Below are 22324 nucleotides of genomic sequence, written 5' to 3'. Positions count from 1 at the left end.
CTCAGTGCGCGTAGTCCTGGATCGGGCGCACATCCAGGGTGTCGGCCTGGATCGCCCCGATCCCCTGCGCCGCCGCCAGGGCCCCGGCGGCGGTGGTGTAGTAGGGGATCTTCATCATCAGGGCGGTGCGACGCAGGCTGAAGCTGTCCTGCAGCGACTGTTTGCCCTCGGTCGTGTTGATGACCAGCTGGACGTCGCCGTTCTTCATCGCGTCGACGATGTTGGGGCGGCCCTCCAGCACCTTCTTGACGAAGCCCACGGGCAGGCCCTGCTGGACCAGCCAGGCGTGGGTGCCGCCGGTGGCGATGACCTCGAAACCCTGTTTCAGTAACAGGGCCACGGCCTCGACGATGAAGGGCTTGTCGTCGTCCTTGACGCTGACGAAGGCACAGCCCGTGGTCGGCAGGGTGGTGCCGCCGCCGATCTGGGACTTGGCGAAGGCGCGGGCGAAGGCGGGGGCCATGTCGGTCTCGCCCTCGCGCTTGAAGTCCAGGCCCATGACCTCGCCGGTCGAGCGCATCTCGGGTCCCAGGATGGTGTCGACGCCGGCGAAGCGGGCGAAGGGGAAGACCGCCTCCTTGACCGCGATATGGTCGTAGGGGACGTCCTTCAGGCCGAAGGAGGCGAGGGGCACCCCGGCCATGACCTTGGCGGCGATGGCGGCGACCGGCTGGCCGATGGTCTTGGCCACGAACGGGGCCGTGCGGGACGCGCGCGGATTGACCTCCAGCACGAAGATGCGCGGGTGTTCGCTATGCGGCTCCTCGATGGCGAACTGCACGTTCATCAGGCCGCGGACCTTGAGCGCCCGGGCCATGGCCTCGGTCTGGCGCTTCAACTCCTGGACGATCTCGGCCGACAGGGAGAAGGGCGGCATGGAGCAGGCGCTGTCGCCCGAGTGCACGCCGGCCTCCTCGATGTGCTCCAGCACGCCGGCGACAAACACCGTCTCGTCGTCGCACAGGGCGTCGACGTCGACCTCGGTGGCGCGGTTCAGATAGTGGTCGATCAGCACGGGATCGCTGCCCGAGACCCGCATGGCCTCGCCGACGTAGCGGTCCAGCTGCTCGCGGTCGTGGACGATCATCATGCCGCGTCCGCCCAGCACATAGGAGGGGCGCAGGACGACGGGATAGCCGACCTCGTCCGCCTTGTCGGCCGCCTCTTGCGCGGACCGCGCCAGGCCGTTCGGCGGCTGCATCAGGCCGATGTCATTGAGCATGACCTGGAAGCGCTCGCGGTCCTCGGCCAGGTCGATGGAGTCCAGGCTGGTGCCCAGGATCGGGATGCCGTCCTCGTGCAGGGCATGGGCCAGCTTCAGCGGGGTCTGGCCCCCGAACTGGACAACGACGCCGATCAGGTTGCCGTTGGACCGCTCGACCTCGATCAGCTCCAGCACGTCCTCGGCCGTCAGGGGCTCGAAATACAGCCGGTCGGAGGTGTCGTAGTCGGTCGAGACGGTCTCGGGGTTGCAGTTGACCATGATCGACTCGACGCCGATGTCGGCGAAGGCGAAGGCCGCGTGACAGCAGCAGTAGTCGAACTCGATGCCCTGGCCGATCCGGTTCGGACCGCCGCCCAGGATGATGGCCTTCTTCCTGTCGGTCGGGTTGGACTCGCACTGCGGAACCTGGCCGAGAGCGCCGGTCTCATAGGTCGAGTACATATAGGCGGTGGCGCTGGCGAACTCGGCGGCGCAGGTGTCGATCCGCTTGAACACCGGGCGGACGTCGAGCGCGCGGCGGGCGTGGCGGACGGCCGTCTCGGTCGTGCCGGTCAGCTGGGCCAGGCGGGCGTCGGAGAAGCCCTTGGACTTCAGCGTGCGGAATGCGGTGGGCTCGGTCGGCAGACCCTGGACCCGGACGTGGCCTTCGGTGCGCACGATGTCGGCGATCTGGCGCAGGAACCAGGGCTCGTACGAACAGGCGGCGTTGACCTCCTCGACCGACAGGCCGTGGCGGAAGGCCTGGGCGATGACGCGGATGCGGTCGGGCGTGGGCTGCCCCAGGGCGCGGACCACGGCGGCGCGCGCGCTGGCCTCGTCCTCGACATCGACCGTGCCCTCGATCTCGATCTCGTCGAAGCCGGACAGGCCGGTCTCCAGACCGCGCAGGGCCTTCTGCATCGACTCCTGGAAGGTCCGGCCGATGGCCATGACCTCGCCCACCGACTTCATCGAGGTCGACAGGGTGGCCTCGGCCCCCGGGTATTTCTCGAAGGCGAAGCGGGGGATCTTGGTCACGACATAGTCGATCGACGGCTCGAACGAGGCCGGCGTCACCATGGTGATGTCGTTGGTCAGTTCGTCCAGGGTGTAGCCGACGGCCAGACGGGCGGCGACCTTGGCGATCGGGAAGCCGGTGGCCTTCGACGCCAGGGCCGAGGAGCGCGAGACGCGCGGGTTCATCTCGATCACCACCATCCGCCCGTCGGCCGGGTTGATGGCCCACTGGACGTTCGATCCGCCGGTCTCGACCCCGATCTCGCGCAGGACGTTGATGGAGCCCGTGCGCATGCGCTGGTACTCCTTGTCGGCCAGGGTCAGGGCCGGGGCGACGGTGATGCTGTCGCCGGTGTGCACCCCCATCGGGTCGATGTTCTCGATGGAGCAGATGATGATGCAGTTGTCCGCCTTGTCGCGGACCACCTCCATCTCATACTCCTTCCAGCCCAGGACGCTCTCCTCGATAAGCACCTCGGTGGTCGGCGACAGGTCGAGGCCGCGCAGCACGATCTCCTCGAACTCCTCGCGGTTGTAGGCGATGCCGCCGCCGGTGCCGGCCAGGGTGAAGCTGGGGCGGACGATGGCGGGCAGGCCGACGAACTCCAGCCCGTCCAAGGCCTCGTCCAGCGTATGGGCCGCCTTGGACTTGGGCGATTCCAGCCCCAGCTTGTCCATGGCGTCGCGGAATTTCTGCCGGTCCTCGGCCTTGTCGATGACGTCGGCCTTGGCCCCGATCATCTCGACGCCGTATTTCGCCAGCGCGCCGGAGGCGTCCAGCGCCAGGGCGGTGTTCAGCGCCGTCTGCCCGCCCATGGTCGGCAGCAGGGCGTCGGGGCGTTCCTTGGCGATGATCCGCTCGACGAATTCGGGCGTGATCGGCTCGATATAGGTCGCGTCCGCCATGTCCGGATCGGTCATGATGGTGGCGGGGTTGGAGTTGACCAGGATGACCCGGTAGCCCTCGGCCTTCAGCGCCTTGCAGGCCTGCACGCCCGAATAGTCGAACTCGCACGCCTGGCCGATGACGATGGGCCCGGCCCCGATGATCAGGATCGACTGAATGTCCGTACGTTTGGGCATCTCAGCCTCCTCTAATTGGTCACGACCGCGCACTCCCAGCCGTCGTAATCGAGCTGGAAGGCCGCGGCCCAGGATTGCATCATGGCGCTGACCGGGGCGAAGCTGTCTTCGTCTACGGCCATGGTCGTCTCGAGAATGGTGGCTTCGTCTTGGCCCTTGGTCAGGAAGCCGGCGCGGCGCGCCACCTCGTTCAGGTCGTCGTGGTCACCCTCGCCATAGAAATAGAACAGCGTGTGACGCGGCGTGATCCCGCTGTCGCCATGCGCCGCCAGGGAGGCGCGGATCATGGCGTCGCGTTCGTCGTGAGGGATGACGTCGTCGTCCAGGGTGGTCTCTCTCGCGCGCAAGCGACCGGCGACGCCGTTCCCGCACGGGTTCGGCGCGCCGGTGGCGATAGGGGTGTCGGCTAAGCGGTCGCTTTAGCGACAGCGTGACAGCCATGCAAGGCGCGGTCCGGAAGTCCGGGAAATGCGTCTGGACCGCTGCGCAACGGCCCAGCCACTCTGAGTTCAAGAGGCGTCGATCAAGCAACGCTGACCGTCGAACGCTGTCACTGCGGCGCAGGAAAAGGTTTAGCTATACCAGAAGTTGAAATGGAGAACGCGTAGCGATGTTATCTCTCAACAAAATATGGTCCTATTTGAGATTAGAGAACACAATGTGGCCGTAGTTGAGGTCATTTGAGCGTGAACTATGGGTAAAATCGTCACATCGGAACATGTTTGAGGCGGAAGTGACTTGGTTGCGACTTCGGACTGTTGCAATTGAGATGGGTCCGGCGGTAGTCGCCGCTCTCATCCTTTCCCCCTTTTTCAAAGCGAGCCCAGATCTCATGGTGAACCGTTCCCGTCTTCGTCGTACCTCCGCCCTCGCCGGCGGTGTGCTCGCCGCGTCTCTGATGAGCGCGCCGGTGCTGGCGCAGACGGCGCAGCCGGTGCAGGACGAAGCGACGACGGTCGAAGAGGTCGTGGTCACCGGCTCGCGGATCCCGCGGCCGAATCTGGAGCAGCCCACGCCGGTCTCGACCGTGACGTCCGAGGCGATCGAGACCGCGGGCACCCAGGATCTGGGCTCGATCATCGCCGAGCTTCCGGCGCTGAGCTCCGGGTCCACCGTCCGGGGCAACTCCGACAGCTTCGGCGACGACGGCGGGCTCAACTTCGCCGACCTGCGCGGTCTGGGCGCGTCCCGGACCCTGACCCTGGTGGACGGCAAGCGCCATGTCGGCGGCGACGCCGGCAATGCGGCGGTCGATCTGAACTCGATCCCCGCCGCCCTGGTCGAACGCGTCGAGGTCATCACCGGCGGCGCCTCGGCCATCTATGGCTCGGACGCGGTCTCGGGCGTGGTCAACATCATCCTCAAGGATGATTTCGAGGGCGTCGAGTTCAGCACCCAGGGCGGCATCTCGCAGGACGGCGACGGCGGCAACTATTCGGCCAGCGCCATCTTCGGCCGCAACTTCCTCGATGGTCGGTTCAATGCGACCGCCAGCGTCTTCTACGATCACTCCGACCAGGTCCTGGCCTCGGACATCGGCGCGCTGCGCGACATCGGCACGATCCTGAACCCCGCCGACACCGGCCCGAACGACGGCATTCCGGACCGGCTGCTGGTGCCGAATGTCCTCAGCGACTACCTCGACGAGAACGGGGTGATCTTCGCGAACGACGCCGCCTCGACCATCATCACCGTCTTCCGTCCTGACGGGACGCCCGTGCCCCAGCGGCCCCGCCTCGGCACCAACAGCTTCGCCTTTGGCCAGTTCGCCGACTGCGAGACCTGCACCGCGCTTGAAGACTATGTCGTCCTGCAGCCCGAAACGGACCGCATCGGCACGAACATCCGGCTCCGCTACGATCTGACCGACAACGTCACGGCCTATTTCGACGGCAAATATGTGCGGTCGGAAATCCTGGACTTCGTGCAGCCGTCCTTCACCTTTGGCGACTATCTCATTGCGCCGGACAATGCCTTCATTACCCCCGAACTGGCGTCCGTCATCGGCGGGCGCGAGGTTACCTTTGGCCGCTTCAATGCGGACGTGGGCAGCCGCATCAACGACATCACGCGCGAGACCTATCGCGCCGTCGCCGGCGTGCGCGGCACGGTCGACACCAGCTTCGCCGACATCGGCTGGGACCTGTCCTACAACTACGGCGAGACCCAGAACGAGTTCGCCTCGCGCAACGGCCTCATCACGGGCAACTACGCCGCCGCGATCGACGCCGTGCGGGGCGCCGACGGCGTCATCCGCTGCCGCAGCCAGACGCCGGGTGCCGACCAGACGGCCGAAGCCTGCGTGCCCTTCAACCCGTTCGGCCAGCAGAACACCCAGGCCGCGATCGACTATGTGAACTACGAGGCGACCCGCAACCACACGATCACCCAGGAGGTCGTCACCGGGCTGTTCAACTTCGACACGGCGAAATTCTTCAGCCTGCAGGGCGGGCCGATCGGCTTCGCGGGTGGCTTCGAATACCGCAAGGAAACCAGCGAGAACATCAACGACCCGCTGGTGGCCTCGGGCATCACCGACAGCGCGGCCCAGCCCGATGCCTTCGGCGAGTTCGACGTGACCGAGGGCTTCGTCGAGTTCAACGCCCCCCTGCTGGCGGACCTGCCCTTCGCCTACCGCCTGTCGGTCGACGGGGCCTATCGCTACGCCGACTATTCGACCGTCGGCGGCGCCGAGGCCTGGAAGGTGGGCGGCCTGTACGCGCCGATCCGCGACATCTCGTTCCGCGGCACCTATTCCAAGGCCGTCCGGGCGCCGAACATCACCGAAGCCTTCCTGCCGGCGAGCGCGGGGTTTGAATCGGTCTCCGACCCCTGCGACGTCGACAACATCGATGCCGATCCCGATCGGGCCGCCAACTGCGCGGCGGACGGCGTGCCCGCCGGGTTCGTGTCCAACACCAACGCCTCGATCGACAGCGTCTCCAGCGGCAATCCGGACCTGGACGCCGAGGAGGCCGAAAGCTTCACGGCCGGCGTGGTCCTGCAGCCGCGCTTCCTGCCGGGGATGAGCTTCACGGCCGACTACTATGACATCCAGATCGACAAGGCGATCGCCCTGGTCGGCGCCCAGGACGTGATCGACAACTGCTACGACGCCTCGGGCGGGCTGGATCCGGCCTTCTGCGGCATGTTCACGCGCGGCGCCGACGGCAACATCGACGGCGTCTCCACGACCTATGTGAACGCCGCCGCGCTGACGACCAAGGGCTGGGATTTCGAGGTCACCTCGACCCGCGAGCTGGACGCGGACCGCTGGGGCTTCCTGGCCGGACGGGTGAGCAGCTCGTTCACCGCCAACTACCTGGAAGAGCTGGACGTCTTCGTCTTCGCCGACCGTCCGGACGAGATCGACAACGAAGCCGGCGAGATCGGCGATCCCGAGTGGTCCTACAAGTCGCGCATGACCTGGGACAACGGCACCTGGGCCGTCACCGGCGAAACCCGGTACGAAGGCCGCGCGGCCCGCTATGACGTCACGCCCATCCCGGGGGTGAATCCGGCGGAGTCCACCATTCCGAACGAGGTGCCCGGCCAGCTGTATCACGATGTCGTCGTGCGCTACCGCATCAACGACGGACTGTGGAAGGCCTCGAACATCGAGCTGTTCGCCGGGGTGAACAACCTCACCGACGAGGACATCCCCTACGGCCTGACCGGCAACGGCACCTCGTCCAGCTACGAGCTGTACGGTCGCCAGTTCTTCGGCGGACTGCGCGCCCGGTTCTAGAACCGTCGCCTGACGGGAAAGAGGGCGGTCTCCCTGCGGAGGCCGCCCTTTTCTATGCGCGCTCGGCGATCCAGTCGGGCAGGGCGGTGATGGCGTCCAGCGCGCCGTAGCGGGCGTGTCCGTCCGGCGCGTCGGCCAGTTCGTGGGCCCAGGTGACGGCATAGGGGATGTGGACGGCGAAGGCCCCGGCCTCCAGCGCGGGCAGGACGTCGGACTTCATCGAGTTGCCGACCATGACCGCCTCGTCCGGTCCGGTGCCGTGGCGGGCGAAGACGCGGTCATAGGTGCCGCGATCCTTTTCCGAGACGATCTCGACGGCGGCGAACCAGTCGCCCAGCCCGGAGGCGGCCAGCTTGCGCTCCTGGTCCAGCAGGTCGCCCTTGGTGATCAGGACCAGGCGATAGGTCTCGGCCAGGGCGGCCACGGTCTCGTCGACGCCGGGAAGGGTCTCGACCGGGTGGGCGATCATCTCGCGCCCCGCGGCCAGGATCTCGCGGACCACCGAGGCGGGGGCCTCGCCGTCGCACAGCTCCATCGCGGTCTCGATCATCGACAGGGTGAAACCCTTGATGCCGTAGCCATAGAGCCGAAGGTTGCGCCGCTCGACCTCGGCCAGCCGGGCCTCGGTCGTGGCCGTGTCGGCATGGACCGATAGCAGGTCCAGGAACCGCGCCTGGGTCAGGCGGAAGATCGTCTCATTGTGCCAGAGGGTGTCGTCGGCATCGAGACCGACCGTGGTGATGGGCATGGGCGTGGCCTTCGGCAGGGCGCGGGTGAGCGGAAGCGTCGCACGGACCGGTCGACGGCAACCGGCTAGGGCTGTCGTGAGGACAATCCGATCCTCGGGTCAAGCCCGGGGACGAGGGGTTCGGGGGGGCTGTCTATGAGCGAGACTTCGGCGGTGGTGATCGGCGCGTCCGGCGGCATCGGGGCGGCCGTGGCCGATGCGTTTCAGGCGTCCGGTGCGTTCGGCGTCGTCCATCGCTTCGCGCGCTCCCTGGCGGGTGAGCAGCATATCGATCTGGAGGACGAGCCCACAATTGCTGCCGCCGCCGCCCGGGTCGCCGAGGGGCCGAAACCGGCGCTCGTGTTCGTGGCCACCGGCGTGCTGCATCACGGCCAGGAGCCGGAGCGGTCCTACAGGACCCTGAGCGCCGAGCATCTGATGCGCGACTACCGGGTCAACACCGTGGGACCGGCCCTGGTGGCGCGCCATTTCCTGCCGCTGATGCCACGCGACCGGCGCGCCGTGTTCGCGGCCCTGTCGGCCCGGGTGGGGTCGATCGGGGACAATCGGCTGGGCGGCTGGCACAGCTATCGGGCGTCCAAGGCGGCGCTGAACATGATCCTGGCCAACCTGGCCATCGAGCTGGCGCGGTCGCATCCTCAAGCCGTGGTGGCGGGCCTGCACCCCGGCACGGTCGACACCGGGCTGAGCCAGCCGTTCCAGCGCGGGGTCACGCCGGGCAAGCTGTTCACCCCCGCCTATTCCGCCGAACGCCTGCTGGCGGTGTTGGACGGCCTGACGCCCGCCGACAGCGGCGGTGTTTTCGCCTGGGACGGAGCGCGGATTCCGGCTTAAGCGTCGGCGTATGAGCCAGACCGAGACGATTCCGCTTCCCGCCCAGCATGGCGGCCGCAAACTGGGCTGGGGGTTGGCCGCCCTGGTCGTGGCGGGCAACATGATCGGATCGGGCGTCTATCTGGCCCCCGTGGCCTTGGCGGCGACCGGCAGTTCCAGCCTGATCAGCTGGCTGATCTGCGGGGCGGGGGCCATGGTGCTGGCGGCGGTGTTCGCGGGGCTCGGCCGGTTCCAGCCCGACGCGGACGGGCTGACGGACTTCACCCGGCGGGGCCTCGGTCGGTTTGTCGGCTATCAGACCGCGATCGCCTATTGGGGCGTCTGCATGACCGGCAATGTCGCCGTGGCCCTGGCGGGGACCGGCTATCTGGCCTTCTTCGCCCCGGTCCTGGCCGAGCCGATCCCGGCCATGCTGTGCAATCTGGTGCTGATCGGCATGACCACCGCAGCCTATGCGGCCGGAGCCCGGGTCGCGGCGCGGCTGGGCGCGGTCACGCTGGTGATCGGCCTGCTGCCGCTGCTGCTGGCCATCGTCGCCGGCTTCATCGCCTTCAGCGGCGCCACCTTCACCGCCTCGTGGTCGCCCAGTGGACTTCCCCTGGCCCAGAGCGTGCCGGCGTCGCTGGTGGTGATCTTCTGGTCCTTCCTGGGGCTGGAGAGCGCGGCGGCCCTGTCGCGGCTGGTGCGCGACCCGGCCCGCGACGTGGGCCGCGCCAGCGTCGCCGGCGTCGGCCTGGCGCTCGTGGTCTATGTCGCCGCCAGCGTGGCGGTGTTCGGGGTGATCCCGGCGGGCGAGCTCGCCACCTCGACCAGTCCGTTCGCCGATCTGGCGGCGCGGGTGTTCGGGGCTTCGGTGGCCGGGTTCGTGGCCGCCTGCGCGGTGATTAAGGCACTGGGCACCATCGCCGGCTGGACCATCCTGGGCGGCGAGACGGCGCGCAGCGCGGCCGAGGCCGGCTATCTGCCGCGCTGGTTCAGATCGGCCGCCACGCCCGGACGGCTGCCCCTGGCCAATCCGCTGATCAACGGAGCGGTCATGGCCGCCCTGGTGGTGATGACGTCCCAGCCGACCCTGGCGGGGCAGTTCGGCCTGCTGATCGGGGCCTGCACGGTCCTGACCATCTGCCTCTATGCCCTGTGCTGCATCAGCCTGTTCCGCGCCAGCCGGGCCCCGGGATGGCGCGCCCTGGCGGTCGTCGGTGGGGTCTTTTCGGTCGGGGCGGTGATCGCGGCGGCCCCCGGCAATGTGGTGCCGGCCCTCGTCCTGTTCGCCGTGGCCTCGGTCGGATGGCTGTGGGTGCGCAAGGGGCCGGGGTCGCGCGTTGACCCGGCCGCATCGCCTCTGTAGCAACGCCGCCGTTTGATCGCCGGGATTCGGTGTAAGGGAACGGCCATGACCACTCAGCTTCTTCCCGGCGCGACCGGCGTCCTGGCCCTGGCCGACGGCACCATCTTTCAGGGGATCGGTGTCGGCGCGACCGGCGCGGCGCTCGGCGAGGTGGTCTTCAACACCGCCATGACCGGCTATCAGGAGATCCTGACCGACCCGTCCTACATGAGCCAGATCCTGGCCTTCACCTTCCCCCACGTCGGCAACACCGGCACCAATGTGGAGGATATCGAGCAGATGGGCGGGGGATCGGACACCTCGGCCCGGGGCGCGATCTTCCGCGACCTGCCGACCGACCCGGCCAACTGGCGTTCCGATGCCAGCCTGGACGCCTGGATGAAGCGGCGCGGGGTGGTGGGGCTGTCGGGCATCGATACCCGCGCCCTGACCCAGCGGATCCGCGACCACGGGGCCCCCCATGCGGTGATCGCCCACGATCCCGAAGGCAAGTTCGACCTCGCGGCCCTGGTGGCCCGGGCCAAGGCCTGGACCGGTCTGGTCGGGCTGGACCTCGCCAAGCCCGCCTCGACGCTGCAGGCGTTCGAATGGGACGAGGGTCTGTGGGAATGGCCGGAGGGTCATCCGAAGACCCAGGGGCGCAAGTCGGTCGTGGTCATCGACTATGGCGTCAAGCGCAACATCCTGCGGGCCCTGGCCTCGACGGGTGCGAAGATCACGGTGGTCCCGGCCACGACGACGGCCGAAGAGGTGCTGGCGCGCAATCCCGACGGCGTGGTCCTGTCCAACGGCCCAGGCGATCCGGCCGCGACCGGCACATACGCCGTGCCCGAGATCCGAAAGATCGTAGACAGCGGCAAGCCGGTGTTCGGCATTTGCCTGGGCCACCAGATGCTGGCCCTGGCCCTGGGCGGCGCCACGGTGAAGATGGACCAGGGCCACCACGGGGCCAACCATCCGGTCAAGGACCTGACCACCGGCAAGGTCGAGATCGTATCGATGAATCACGGCTTCACCGTCGACCGCGACAGCCTGCCCGACGCCGTGGTCGAGACCCACGTCAGCCTGTTCGACGGCACCAACTGCGGCATCCAGCTGAAGGACCGGCCGGTGTTCAGCGTCCAGCATCACCCGGAGGCCTCGCCCGGGCCCACCGACAGCCTGTATCTGTTCGACCGGTTCCAGGCCCTGATGGAGCGGTAACGCCGGCACGGGCAAGCGTCACTGTTTCTTCCGCGAACTTGTGCTAGCGTCCGCGCATGCGGCGCATCCTTCTTGCCCTGACCGGCTGTCTCGCTCTGACCCTGGGTGGCTGCGCCAGCGGGGCGAGAAGCGCTTTCGATGCCCAGGACCGCGACGGCGCCCGGCCCATGGGGCTGGTGGCGGCGGCCGGCCATCCGATCCGCGTCTATCTCGACGCCGAGGACCGGGCCGCGATCTTCCAGCAGGCCTTCCGCGACGGCGTGCCGACCGGACCCGACGCGCATCTGGACTTCATCGCCCTCAGCGGCGGCGGCTCGAACGGAGCCTTCACCGCGGGCCTGATGAAGGGCTGGAGCGATCGGGGCGACCGCCCCGATTTCGAGGTCGTGACCGGGGTGTCCACCGGTGCCCTCGCGGCTCCGTTCGTCTTCCTGGGGCCGGCCTACGACGATGAGCTGGCCGAGGCCTATACCGGCGGCGCGGCCGCGGGTCTGCTGCAACCCCAGGGGCTGGGGGCCTTTTTCGGATCAGGTATCTACAAGTCGGAACCGCTGCGCGCCCTGGTCGAACGCTATGTCGACGCCGACCTGCTGCGCGCCATCGCGATCGAATCCGCCAAGGGCCGGGTGCTGCTGGTCGCCACCACCGACCTGGATTCGCAACGCGGAGTCAGTTGGGACCTCGGCGCGATCGCCAGCCAGGGGACGCCCGAGGCGCTGGCGCTGTTCCGCAGCGTCCTGGTGGCCTCGGCCAGCATCCCCGGCGCCTTTCCGCCGGTCCTGATCCAGTCCGACAACGGCGGCCTGAGGTTCGAGGAGATGCACGTCGACGGCGGGGTGACCACACCCTTCCTGGCGGTGCCCGAGACGCTGTGGTCGTTCCGCGAGCCGTCGGGCACGCTTCGCAACGCGCGGTTCTATGTGTTGATCAACGGCCGCACCAACCCCAGTTTCGCCATCACCCGAGACAGCCCCCAGGGGGTCCTAGGTCGCAGCGTGGACATCCTGCTGCGCGCCTCTCTGCTGACGACCCTGGCGGGCAACCGGGCGTTCGCCGACACGAATGCGCTGTTCTTCCGCTATGCCGCCCTGCCGGATGACTCCGAGGCCTCGGCGCTGGACTTCAGCGTGGAGTCCATGACCGCCGTCTATCAGGTCGGCCGCCAGGGCGGGCGCGACGGCACGGCCTGGCGCTGATCAGGGCAGGGGGGCGAAGCTGCGCTCCTCGCGCAGGGCGCAGGCCTTGCGGACCGCGACCGGGGCGGCGTGGAGCCAGTAGTCGGCGTCTTCGGGCCGATCGGCCTGTTTCCGCTCGATGCCGCGCCGGCGGCGCTGCGCGGCGTTGTCGAGCAGACGGGCGTGCAGGGCGCGCGGGGTCAGATCGTGGATCGCGGGGGCATAGGGAACGGCGACGGGGTCGGGGCCGATGGGCTCGACCGCCGGACGGGCGATGGAGATGAACATGGGAAAGCTCGTGTTACTGGGTGCAGCGGCGCTTCTGCGCCCGTGTGAACAGTGGATTAACCCTGTCATCTGTGGATAGTTCCGCTTTCGGACGAAATAATGTTCAACCAAAACAGGCTCTTACAGCCCCGCTTTGGCCTTCTTGGTTAATGAGACGTTAACTGCCATCGTCGCGCTTTGGGGCCTAGGATGCGCCGTGCGCTTCGATGACCGTTTCCTGGAAGAACTGAAGGCCCGCCTTCGCCCGTCCGACGTGATCGGTCGGTCGGTGAAGCTCAAGCGCCAGGGTCGCGAATGGGTGGGCCTGAGCCCTTTCTCGAAGGAGAAGTCGCCGTCCTTCTTCGTCAACGACGACAAGGGCTTCTTCCACGACTTCTCGTCGGGCAAGCACGGCGACGTCATCAGCTTCCTGCAGGAGACGGAGCGGCTGAGTTTTCCCGAGGCGGTCGAGCGGCTGGCCGCCGAGGCCGGGATGCAGCTGCCGGCCGAGGATCCCCAGGCGGCCGAGCGCGAGGCGAAGAAACAGGGCCTGACCGACTGGATGGACCTGGCGCAGAAATGGTTCGCCGCCAATCTGCGCCGCTCCACCGGCAAGGCAGCGCGGGAGTATCTGGAGAAGCGCGGCCTGCCCGAGGACCAATGGGACCGGTTCGGCCTGGGCTATGCACCGAACGACCGCGAGGGGCTGAAGGCGGCCCTGGTCCAGCGCGGGGCAAAGCCGGGCGACCTGGTCGAGATGGGCATGCTGATCTCGCCCGAGGGCGGCGGGTCGCCCTATGACCGGTTCCGCGACCGGCTGATGTTCCCGATCCTGGACGCGCGCGGGCGGCTGGTCAGCTTCGGCGGCCGGGCCATGAATCCCGACGACCGGGCCAAATATCTGAACGGGCCGGAGAGCCCGCTGTTTCACAAGGGGGCGACCCTGTACGGCCTGCCCGAGGCGCGGCGGATCCTCGGGGCGGAGTCGAAATCGACCCAGAGCATCATCGTGGTCGAAGGCTATATGGACGTGATCGCCTGCCAGCGCGCGGGTCTGCCGGCGGTGGCCCCGATGGGCACGGCTCTAACCGAGGAGCAGATGGCCCTGCTGTGGCGGGTCTCGTCGGAGCCGATCCTGTGTTTCGACGGCGACGGGGCCGGGCAGAGGGCGGCCTTCCGCGCCATCGAACGGGCCCTGCCGCTGCTGAAATCCGGCCGGTCGTTCCGCTTCGCCCTGCTGGAGGGGGGCCAGGACCCGGACGACATCCTGCGCGACAAGGGGGCCCCGGCCCTGCGCCAGGCCCTGACCGAGACGCGGCCCTTCGCCGAGGTCCTGTTTCGGCGCGAGGCCGAGGTCGAACCGCTGGACACGCCCGAACGCAAGGCCGGGCTGAAAGGGCGGCTGCGCACGGCCGCCTCGGCCATTCAGGACAAGGATCTGGCCGAGCAGTATCGGCGCGATCTGTTCGAGCGGTTCGACGCCCTGTTCCCAGGCCGATCTCAGGCCCCGCAGCGGGCCCAGGCGGCCGGGGGGCGCTGGCGTCCCGGCGGCCCGCCCCCCAAGCTGGGCCAGACTGCGGAAGGGGCCCAGGCCATGCAGGCGCTGAACCGCTCGATCGAGCCCATCGCCGCCGCCCTGGCCCACGGGGCCATCGAGGACCCGGAACGGATGGACGACCATCTGGAGGCGATCGCCTCGCACGGCTTCGGCGACCCGGCTCTGGACGGCCTGGCCCAGGAGCTGGTGCGGCTCCGTTTCGCCGGCCAAACGCTTGACAGCGCGGCCCTGCGTCGCCATCTCGCGTCTTCCGGACACGATGCTTTAGTGCGCGAGGTCGAGAAGGCGGCGGCAAAGTCCGGCGCGCCTTTCCTGGCCGCGAATGCGCCCCTCGCCGAGGCAAGGGTCCGGTGGTCGCAAGGCTTCGATGCCCTGACCCGCGTGGCGGGTCTGGACTCGGCGCTGGCGTCAGCGAAGTCGGGGGCGGATCACGCCTTCGACGCCTCGGCCTTCAGTCGTCTGAAGGCGGAGCGCGATGCGTTGCGGCGAGCCATCCGGAGCGGGACGATCTGGGACGACGCGGTGGTTTCGTAGGGAACCAGGCGTCCAGAGGCGCTGTTTTGGAACGAATGTTGCATTTTTGCCAAGGGGCCTGATCCCCCCCAGTGGCCGGAGACGTAGACTGAATGAGCGATACGCAGGAACCGCCTGAGGCCACCACCGACGGCCCGCTGCTTGATCTGACCGATGCCGGCGTCAAGAAGTTCATCAAACAGGCCAGGGCGCGCGGCTATGTGACGATGGAGGAGCTGAACAAGGTTCTGCCCTCCGAAGAAGTCACGCCCGACGCCATCGAAGACACCCTGGCGATGCTCAGTGAAATGGGCGTCAACGTCGTCGAGGCCGAAGAAGACGCGGCTGAATCGACGGGCGGAGAGCTGGCGGAGAAGGCCGAAACCTCTGTCACCGAGGGCGATGCCAAGCCGACGTACGACCGGACGGATGATCCCGTTCGCATGTACTTGCGCGAGATGGGGAGCGTCGAGCTGCTGTCGCGCGAGGGCGAGATCGCCATCGCCAAGCGGATCGAGGCGGGGCGCGACGCGATGATCTCGGGGCTGTGCGAGAGCGCCCTGACGTTCGAGGCCATCATGGTGTGGCGCGACGAGCTGGCCAACAACCGCATCCTTCTGCGCGAGATCATCGACCTGGACGCCACCTACGGCGTGCTGAACCCCTCGTCCCTGCCGCACAACCAGCCCCAGCCCCCGATCCCGGGCCAGCCGATCGCGCCCAAGCCCGAGCCCGCGCCGGGCTCGGCGGAGGCTGCCGAGGCGGAAAAAGCTGAGCAGGATGAAGAGGATGAGGATTTCGACGACGGCGGCGGGATGTCGATCTCGGCGCTGGAGGCGGAGCTGCGCGACGGGGTCATGGAGACCCTGGACGCCATCGCCAACGACTTCGACGGCTTCCGCCGCCTGCAGGAGAAGCTGGTCGAGACCCGGCTGAAGGGCGAGGACCTCAGCGCCAAGGACCGCAAGGCCTATGACACCCTGTCGGCCGCCATCTCGGGCCGGCTGAAGACGCTGAAGCTGAACAACAACCGCATCGAGGCCCTGGTCGAGCAGCTGTACGCGATCAACAAGCGGCTGATCGGTCTGGAAGGCCGGCTGCTGCGCCTGGCCGACAGCTACGGCATCTCGCGTCCCGAATTCCTGAAGGCCTATTTCACCGCCGAGCTGGACCCGACCTGGTCCACCCGGGTCAAGGACATGGGCGTGCGCTGGACCAAGTTCAGCGACAACGAGGCGACCCAGATCGCCACCATCCGGAACGACGTCGCCGCCGTGGCGGTCGAGGCCGGCCTGCCGATCGACGACTATCGCCGCATCGTCCAGACCGTGCAGAAGGGCGAGCGCGAGGCCCGTCAGGCCAAGAAGGAGATGGTCGAGGCCAACCTGCGCCTCGTGATCTCCATCGCGAAGAAATACACCAACCGCGGCCTGCAGTTCCTGGACCTGATCCAGGAGGGCAACATCGGCCTGATGAAGGCGGTCGACAAGTTCGAGTACCGCCGCGGCTACAAGTTCTCGACCTATGCCACCTGGTGGATCCGTCAGGCGATCACCCGCTCGATCGCCGATCAGGCCCGGACCATCCGCATCCCGGTCCACATGATCGAGACGATCAACAAGATCGTCCGCACCAGCCGCCAGATGCTGCACGAGATCGGCCGCGAGCCGACCCCGGAGGAACTGGCCGAGAAGCTGGCCATGCCGCTGGAGAAGGTCCGCAAGGTCCTGAAGATCGCCAAGGAGCCCATCAGCCTCGAGACGCCGATCGGCGATGAGGAGGATTCGCACCTGGGCGACTTCATCGAGGACAAGAACGCCATCCTGCCCATCGACGCGGCGATCCAGAGCAATCTGCGCGAGACCACCACCCGCGTGCTGGCGTCCCTGACGCCGCGCGAGGAGCGGGTCCTGCGCATGCGCTTCGGCATCGGCATGAACACCGACCACACCCTGGAAGAGGTCGGCCAGCAGTTCTCGGTCACCCGCGAACGCATCCGCCAGATCGAGGCCAAGGCCCTGCGCAAGCTGAAACACCCGTCGCGGTCGCGGAAGCTGCGGAGCTTCCTGGACAGCTGAGGTCAGGCAGTAGGCAGTAGGATCAGGGCCGCTTCCGGGAGAAGGCGGCCCTTTTCTTTGACCGGGTCAAGGCGACCGGAGGGGGAGCGGGCCGCGTGGTTGACCATGGAGGGCTTCGGCTCATACTGGCGGCCCCACGAGCGACAGGGATGGAGCGGTCGATGCGCATCGAGGTCGAGCAGGAAGACGACGGCCGCTGGTTGGCCGAGGCCCCGGCCCTGCCCGGGGTGATGGCCTACGGCACGTCGCGGGACGAGGCCGTCAATCGCGTCGAGACCCTGGCGCTGCGGGTCGTCGCCGAGCGTCTGGAGCAGGGTGAACGCACCCCCGAACTGGATCGGTGGTTCGCGGCGGCATGAGCCCATGGCCGTCGGTCAAGGCGCGACGCCTGATGGCGGCCCTGTTGAAGCTGGGCTGGACGATCAAGCGGCAATCCGGATCGCACAAGGTCCTGGCCCGCGACGGCTGGGCCGAGGTGGTGTTCGCGTTTCATGACGGCGATGAGGTGGGCCCGAAGATGTTGGCGCGTCTGGCCCGGCATACCGGGCTGACGCCCGAGGATCTGTAGGGCAAGGCCAGACGCCTCCCGGTGACAGGCGGGACGAGGGAGAGCTCGCCACTCGTCGAGCGGCAGGCTCTCGGCCGTGCGTCATACCCGCTCCAGCGTCCGGGCCTGGGGGGCGTGGCCGTTGAGGACGCCGGTGGGGTCGCCCATGCGGGCCACGGCGTCGGCGAAGTCGAGGTATTCGGCGGCGAAGGCGGGGGGCAGGGCCTCGACCAGCCAGGCGTTCTCGATCCAGACCTCGACCACATGGAAATGGCCGCCGCGGTCGCAGACGAAACAGTCCCAGCCGCGCGCGGCGGCCATCGCCTGGATCGCCTGGGCGGTGTGGCTGACGCTGACGGCGAAATGGGTGGGCGAGCGCTCCACGGCCTCGGGCGGGCGGGTCAGGAAGACGGCCCCCGGATCGCCGTTGGGGGCCATGACCGAGCCTGAGGGATAGATCTCGATCGCGGTGCCGTGGCCGTCGGCCTTGAACACCATATAGCTGCCGGGGTTGGGGGCGAAGTCGACGGTCACGCCGTCGATCAGTTCGGCGAAGAAGTCGGCGACCGCTTTCGGATCGCGGGCGGCGACGGACAGGTGGTGGATCATCGGGGTCCTCTGAAGGTCTGGACAGGGCTCCGCCGGGGCGCGCGGCGGGGGCCGGGCACCGGGATCGCCGGAGCGGTGTGGGATGGATGGCGGCGCGGCCCGGGGCCCGCCGACGCCACGATCTAGTCCGGGCGAACGCTGGTCTTCAACTTAAACAAACGTCATGAGGTCGAGTTAACCTTGGTCGTATTTTCGGCAGGAAATCGCCATCGGCAGCGCCCGATGTCCCGGTTCGTCCTGTACCGGCTCAGTCCTGGTTCGTACCGGTCCTGGCGCGACAGGCAGGTTCAGGAGGGGACAGAAGGATGGCACGACCGATCCTGACGTAACGTCGTGCGATGATCCGCGCATGACCGAGGATGGCATCCGCACCCGTCGCAACTTTCCGGCCGAGACCTGGGCCGTCATCCGTGACGCCTATCTGGGCGGAGAGACGGCCGAGTCGATCTCGCGCCGTCTGAACATCTCCATCAACACGATCCGCAAGCGCGCCAGCCGCTGCGGCTGGACCCACGCCGCGCATGCCCGGGCGATCGCCCGCGCCGCCGACGCGGGGCCGCCCGCCCCGGTCGACCTGAGACAGGCCCGCGACGGCGCCATCGCCTATGCCGCCAGCCTGCTGGGGGAGGGCCGGGCGCTGGAGGCCAGCGCCGTGCTTCGCGCGGCCGAGGCCCTGGGACGGATCACGGGGGACGGGGGCGACGGCCCGCCGGCCGAGCCGCCCCCGCCGACGCCGGAGGAGGTCGTCGCGGAACGGGCGGCGCAAAAGGAAGTGATGGACGTGGTGCACCAGCAGGTCATGGAATGGGCCGACCAGCTGGCCTTCGACCTGCTGACCGACCGGGGCCCGCCCCAGGCCGCCTATGGGGCCTTCGCCTGGCGCTGGCGGGCCTGGGTGCTGGGGCCCGAGGTCGCCCTGTCGGACTTCCGAGCCGGGATCCACGGCGGCTGGGCCAGCCGCTACTGGGACGCCGAGGGCCGGCTGCTGGAGATCGACCCGATCCCGCCCCGGCCCGACCTGCTGATGGTCACCCAGCACCTGCGCCGCTGCCAGGGGGTGGACTGGGGCCAGGAAGACCTGACCGGCTGGCGCTGGCCGCCCCGGGACTGGTGGGGGGAGGAGGAGGAGGGCGAGGGAGTGGTGGAGCAGGTGGAGCGGGGGCCGAGGGTAAGGGCGGTGTGAGGGTCAGGCGGTGGCGGGAGAGGGTCTAGCGCCCTGCCGCCGCGCGCTCCTGATTGAGGGCGAACAGATGTTCGAGCACGGCCTTGTCGGTCAGGTCAGAGGGCCAGCCGTAGGCCGCCGCGACGGCGGCGTCGAGGCGGCGATGGGCCATGTCCAGCCATTCGGGGCGCTGGTTGTAGAGGTTGGTCATAGTGAGGGTCTTGAGCACCTTCGCCGCTTCGTCCGAGACCGGCAGGACGCGTTCCGGATAGCCGGGAACGACCTCGGGCTCGAAGCGCACCAGGTCGGCGGGGTTCAACCAGGCCTCACGCTTTTCGTTCAGGTCTCGTGCCGCTTCGGCGATAGCGATGGCGCGCGGATCCTTGGCATAGTCGTCGGCGGCAATGTTTGGGGTCAGGCCTTCGGGGAATGGGAAGGTGTCGAACGTCGACGTGTGCATATATTCGGAGTCGTTGCCTACACCGTGATTTCCGCCGAACCGAAGTGACCATATTCTGTGATGTTTGGCCTCAAGCAGCCCATGAAACGCATCGTCGGTTCGCCTGAACACGACAAGTCGAGTGTCTGGCATCTCGTTCTTTCTTAACCAAACGAAGAACCTGTGTTTTGAGACACGTGGCGTGGCCAAGAAGCGTTCGCCTGCCCAAAGAGCGCTGAGCAATGAATTCCTACGACGCTGTAGGATCCACCAACGAGCGCGAGTTCTGGGCTCGCCAGCGCGAAGCAAAGGTTCGCCAGCAGCGATTTTTGCGGCATCATCCTCAGCCCACCTACGCCGCAACAGTTCGTATGGCTGTTCATAGAGACAAGCTTCTGCGTCTGAGGCAGCTTCGCCGAAATCGATGATCCACCAATCGGCGCGACGGTCAGTAAGGTCGTCTCCATTCACCCAGTGCCTCAGCACATCGGCATTTGGACGAGCGTTGGGATTGAGAGGTTTGGCAAGCAGGTCTCGTGCGACGGTCGGGGGAACCTCAAACGGGCCGCCGCTGATTGTGCCCTGGGCCGCCACCCCTAGAGAATCGGACAGCGTAGAAGGTCGCACCTGAGCGACATCCGCACGAAGATCGGCGCTGATACGCTCGACATTCTCGCCGTCGAGCGACGCAGCACTGGCAATTGCTGGCGCGGCGAAATTGACGAAGGAAACACGAACCTGAGCTCCGTCTTGATTCCAAAGCTCGTTGGACCAAGCGTCGAAGATGATCAGCCCGGCATCCAAAGACGCCTGTACGACACTCCTAGAAGCGCCTCTTCTAATCGCTTGGGTCGTGATGAAGCCGAAACGAGCAACACGACCTTCCAATGCCAACTGGGTTGCCTTGAAAAACCAATAGGCGACGAGATTTGCATCAGCGGGAACGCGGTCCTCAAATGCGGATCGGATTCGACTGAGATCATTCTGCTTAAGCGCTGACTGCTGCTTTTTCCCTCCCACAAATGGCGGGTTTCCAACAAGGACATCGACTTGGTCGGCGCGCTCTAGCCATTCCGCCTCGGTTCCATCGGGGTTCAGCAGGGCGTCGCGGTTCTCGATCTGGTCGAGCTTGGCGAGGATGGGTTTGGGCCAGTTGCGGTAGCCGTTTTTCAGGCTCCATTGCAGATCGCCGATCCACAGGGTGACCCGCGCCAGTTCGGCTGCATAGGGTTCGATCTCGATGCCGCGCACCGCACTCAGCGACACGCGCGGCCCCGGCGACTGCAGGCCGGTAAGCCGCTCGGCCTCGATCAAGGCCTTCAGCTCCAAATCCTTCAGCGCATGGAGCGCGACATAGAGGAAGTTGCCGGAGCCGCAGGCGGGGTCGAGCACACGGTAGGCACCGAGCCGTTGCAGGAAGGTCTCCAGTCGATCACGCGCCGCCCGAAGGTGCTCATCGCGCAAGGTATCCAGCTTTTTGAGCTTAGGTTGGACCGCCCTTAGAGCGGCTTGTGCGGCTGGCGGGAGCCTGCGAGCGCCGACGCCATCGAACAGCTCGAGGTTTTTGGATTGGCGAGCCCGTACTGCCTCAGACTCGGAGATTGCGTCAGCATCTTCTGCGCTGAGTTTGGCCGCGAGGCTATCAAGCGTGGTCTTTCGCTGCCCTTCAGCTTCGTCAGCGGCCGTAGCAGCGGCGGCTATTTCGGCGCGGGCGGCCGCCCATTCCGCCTCCAGCGGCCAGACAATGACAGGGTTGACGATCTTCAGAATCTTGGCGCGGTCGGTGTAGTGGGCCCCCAAGGCCGCGCGCTTGCGCGTGGCCTTCAGCGCTTCTTCGAACATGGTGCCGAAAATGGCCGGGTCGATCTCGGACCAGTCATGCTCATCGGCGGTGTCGGCGACCAGCTTCAGGTCCGGCGCTTCTAGCAGCAAAGGCTCGGCACCGTCGAACAGGCCGCCGTTGAACCAGTTGATAACGCCGACGCCGAGGAAGAAGCGGTCGTCCTCCTCTTCGCTGGCCATGGCCTTGAACAGGCTGGCGAGCGCCTTCTGAGCGAGCGCCGGCCTGGTCTGGACGCCCCGGATTGTCTTGGTGAACAGCTTGTCGGGCAGCAGGCGCGCGTCCTCGGCGAACATGCAGAAGACGAGCTGATTCAGGAAGTGGGCGATGGCGCGTGGATCGTGCAGCGGCGTGTCGGCGGGAGTGCGGCGATCCTGGAGGCGACGACCCAGTTCGGCGAAGCGTTCGACGGCCTTGGCTGTCAGCTCCTGCGGGCTGACGGTCGGTTTAAGCTTTTCCGAGCCCTCGAAGATCTGGCGCAGCAGATCGCGTTTGGCAGGGTCGCGCAGGTCCTCCAGCGCGAACTCGTGGACCGCTGTAACCGTATTGGTGAAGTTGGTCCGGACGATGATCCGCGACATGTCCGACGTCACCAGATAGGGCGGATTTTCCAGGTCGGAGACATAGGTCGCGAGCTGGCGGAAGGCCTTGTCGAGGTCCTTGTGCGGACCCTTGTATTCCCAAGCGAAACAGCCCCGCCGCCAGACATCGGCCCAGCCGTCGTCGCCTCCGGCCTTGGTCGCCCCGCGCTCGAAACAGTAGCGGTCGGGATCGGTCGGCTGCGGCTGATCCAGCAGGGCGCAGAGATCGAGAAAATGCATCTGCGAACCCTGCCGCTCGCGCAGGGTGGCGTCGTTCCATTTGGCGATGAAGTCAGCGGGCGTCACGACCCGTCATCGCCCGCTTCGCCTCCGCGTGGCAAGGGTTTAGCCGCCGGCGGTGAGACCGTAA

At 67.4% G+C, this 22324-nt stretch carries 16 protein-coding genes; 10 read left to right on the top strand and 6 right to left on the bottom strand.

What is annotated here, in order from left to right; all coding sequences use genetic code 11:
- Position 1 precedes the first annotated feature (1 nt).
- Positions 2 to 3304: a carbamoyl-phosphate synthase large subunit gene (gene carB, locus BZG35_RS14830; protein WP_077356746.1), complete on the bottom strand. Its 3303-nt coding sequence runs from the start codon at positions 3302 to 3304 to the stop codon at positions 2 to 4.
- Positions 3305 to 3315: 11 nt separating this feature from the next.
- Positions 3316 to 3651, bottom strand: a complete 336-nt coding sequence (locus tag BZG35_RS14825) for a ribonuclease E inhibitor RraB (protein ID WP_253189191.1) — start codon at positions 3649 to 3651, stop codon at positions 3316 to 3318.
- 488 nt (positions 3652 to 4139) lie between these two features.
- On the opposite strand from BZG35_RS14825, the gene BZG35_RS14820 reads away from it, so the two are divergent.
- Positions 4140 to 7052, top strand: a complete 2913-nt coding sequence (locus BZG35_RS14820) for a TonB-dependent siderophore receptor (protein ID WP_171981973.1) — start codon at positions 4140 to 4142, stop codon at positions 7050 to 7052.
- 52 nt (positions 7053 to 7104) lie between these two features.
- Here the strand turns inward: BZG35_RS14820 and BZG35_RS14815 are convergent, their stop codons facing one another.
- Positions 7105 to 7800, bottom strand: coding sequence for an HAD family hydrolase (locus tag BZG35_RS14815; RefSeq protein ID WP_077356742.1), 696 nt, complete (start codon positions 7798 to 7800; stop codon positions 7105 to 7107).
- Between the two features lie 135 nt (positions 7801 to 7935).
- Between BZG35_RS14815 and BZG35_RS14810 the strand changes: the two genes are divergently transcribed.
- Genes BZG35_RS14810 through BZG35_RS14795 form a run of 4 tightly spaced genes read left to right on the top strand, consistent with a single transcriptional unit; the run spans position 7936 to position 12381 of the window.
- Positions 7936 to 8634 carry an SDR family NAD(P)-dependent oxidoreductase gene (locus BZG35_RS14810; RefSeq protein WP_171981972.1) on the top strand — a complete coding sequence of 233 codons (699 nt, stop codon included), beginning with the start codon at positions 7936 to 7938 and terminating at the stop codon, positions 8632 to 8634.
- Between the two features lie 10 nt (positions 8635 to 8644).
- A complete protein-coding gene (locus BZG35_RS14805; protein ID WP_077356738.1) occupies positions 8645 to 9982 on the top strand; it encodes an amino acid permease in 1338 nt (445 codons plus the stop codon).
- A 45-nt stretch (positions 9983 to 10027) separates the two neighbouring features.
- Positions 10028 to 11185 (top strand): glutamine-hydrolyzing carbamoyl-phosphate synthase small subunit, encoded by a 1158-nt coding sequence (gene carA / locus BZG35_RS14800; protein WP_077356736.1) that lies wholly within the window; start codon positions 10028 to 10030, stop codon positions 11183 to 11185.
- A gap of 56 nt (positions 11186 to 11241) precedes the next feature.
- Positions 11242 to 12381 carry a patatin-like phospholipase family protein gene (locus BZG35_RS14795; protein ID WP_077356734.1) on the top strand — a complete coding sequence of 380 codons (1140 nt, stop codon included), beginning with the start codon at positions 11242 to 11244 and terminating at the stop codon, positions 12379 to 12381.
- Here the strand turns inward: BZG35_RS14795 and BZG35_RS14790 are convergent, their stop codons facing one another.
- Positions 12382 to 12648, bottom strand: a complete 267-nt coding sequence (locus tag BZG35_RS14790; RefSeq protein WP_077356731.1) for a hypothetical protein — start codon at positions 12646 to 12648, stop codon at positions 12382 to 12384.
- 196 nt (positions 12649 to 12844) lie between these two features.
- On the opposite strand from BZG35_RS14790, the gene dnaG reads away from it, so the two are divergent.
- The 4 genes from dnaG (at position 12845) to BZG35_RS14770 (ending at position 17344) form a co-directional block, all read left to right on the top strand.
- Positions 12845 to 14719: a DNA primase gene (gene dnaG, locus BZG35_RS14785; RefSeq protein WP_077356729.1), complete on the top strand. Its 1875-nt coding sequence runs from the start codon at positions 12845 to 12847 to the stop codon at positions 14717 to 14719.
- A gap of 92 nt (positions 14720 to 14811) precedes the next feature.
- A complete protein-coding gene (rpoD, locus tag BZG35_RS14780) occupies positions 14812 to 16776 on the top strand; it encodes an RNA polymerase sigma factor RpoD (RefSeq protein WP_077356727.1) in 1965 nt (654 codons plus the stop codon).
- 161 nt (positions 16777 to 16937) lie between these two features.
- Positions 16938 to 17135 carry a type II toxin-antitoxin system HicB family antitoxin gene (locus BZG35_RS14775; RefSeq protein WP_077358183.1) on the top strand — a complete coding sequence of 66 codons (198 nt, stop codon included), beginning with the start codon at positions 16938 to 16940 and terminating at the stop codon, positions 17133 to 17135.
- Positions 17132 to 17344 carry a type II toxin-antitoxin system HicA family toxin gene (locus tag BZG35_RS14770; protein WP_077356725.1) on the top strand — a complete coding sequence of 71 codons (213 nt, stop codon included), beginning with the start codon at positions 17132 to 17134 and terminating at the stop codon, positions 17342 to 17344. The genes BZG35_RS14775 and BZG35_RS14770 overlap by 4 nt, the downstream gene beginning before the upstream one ends.
- Before the next feature lie 81 nt (positions 17345 to 17425).
- On the opposite strand, the gene BZG35_RS14765 is transcribed toward BZG35_RS14770, so the two are convergent.
- Positions 17426 to 17932, bottom strand: a complete 507-nt coding sequence (locus BZG35_RS14765; protein ID WP_077356722.1) for a hypothetical protein — start codon at positions 17930 to 17932, stop codon at positions 17426 to 17428.
- Between the two features lie 349 nt (positions 17933 to 18281).
- Here BZG35_RS14765 and BZG35_RS14760 point away from each other — a divergent pair, with 349 nt between their 5' ends.
- Positions 18282 to 19115, top strand: a complete 834-nt coding sequence (locus tag BZG35_RS14760; RefSeq protein WP_077356720.1) for a hypothetical protein — start codon at positions 18282 to 18284, stop codon at positions 19113 to 19115.
- 25 nt (positions 19116 to 19140) lie between these two features.
- On the opposite strand, the gene BZG35_RS14755 is transcribed toward BZG35_RS14760, so the two are convergent.
- On the bottom strand, positions 19141 to 22260 hold the full coding sequence (locus BZG35_RS14755) for a DNA methyltransferase (protein ID WP_077356718.1): 3120 nt from the start codon (positions 22258 to 22260) through the stop codon (positions 19141 to 19143).
- Positions 22261 to 22324 lie beyond the last annotated feature (64 nt).

Source organism: Brevundimonas sp. LM2 (assembly GCF_002002865.1).
Classification (GTDB): Bacteria; Pseudomonadota; Alphaproteobacteria; order Caulobacterales; family Caulobacteraceae; genus Brevundimonas.
Note: the sequence above shows the minus strand (reverse complement) of the source record. Positions and strands in the feature narration are given on the sequence as shown.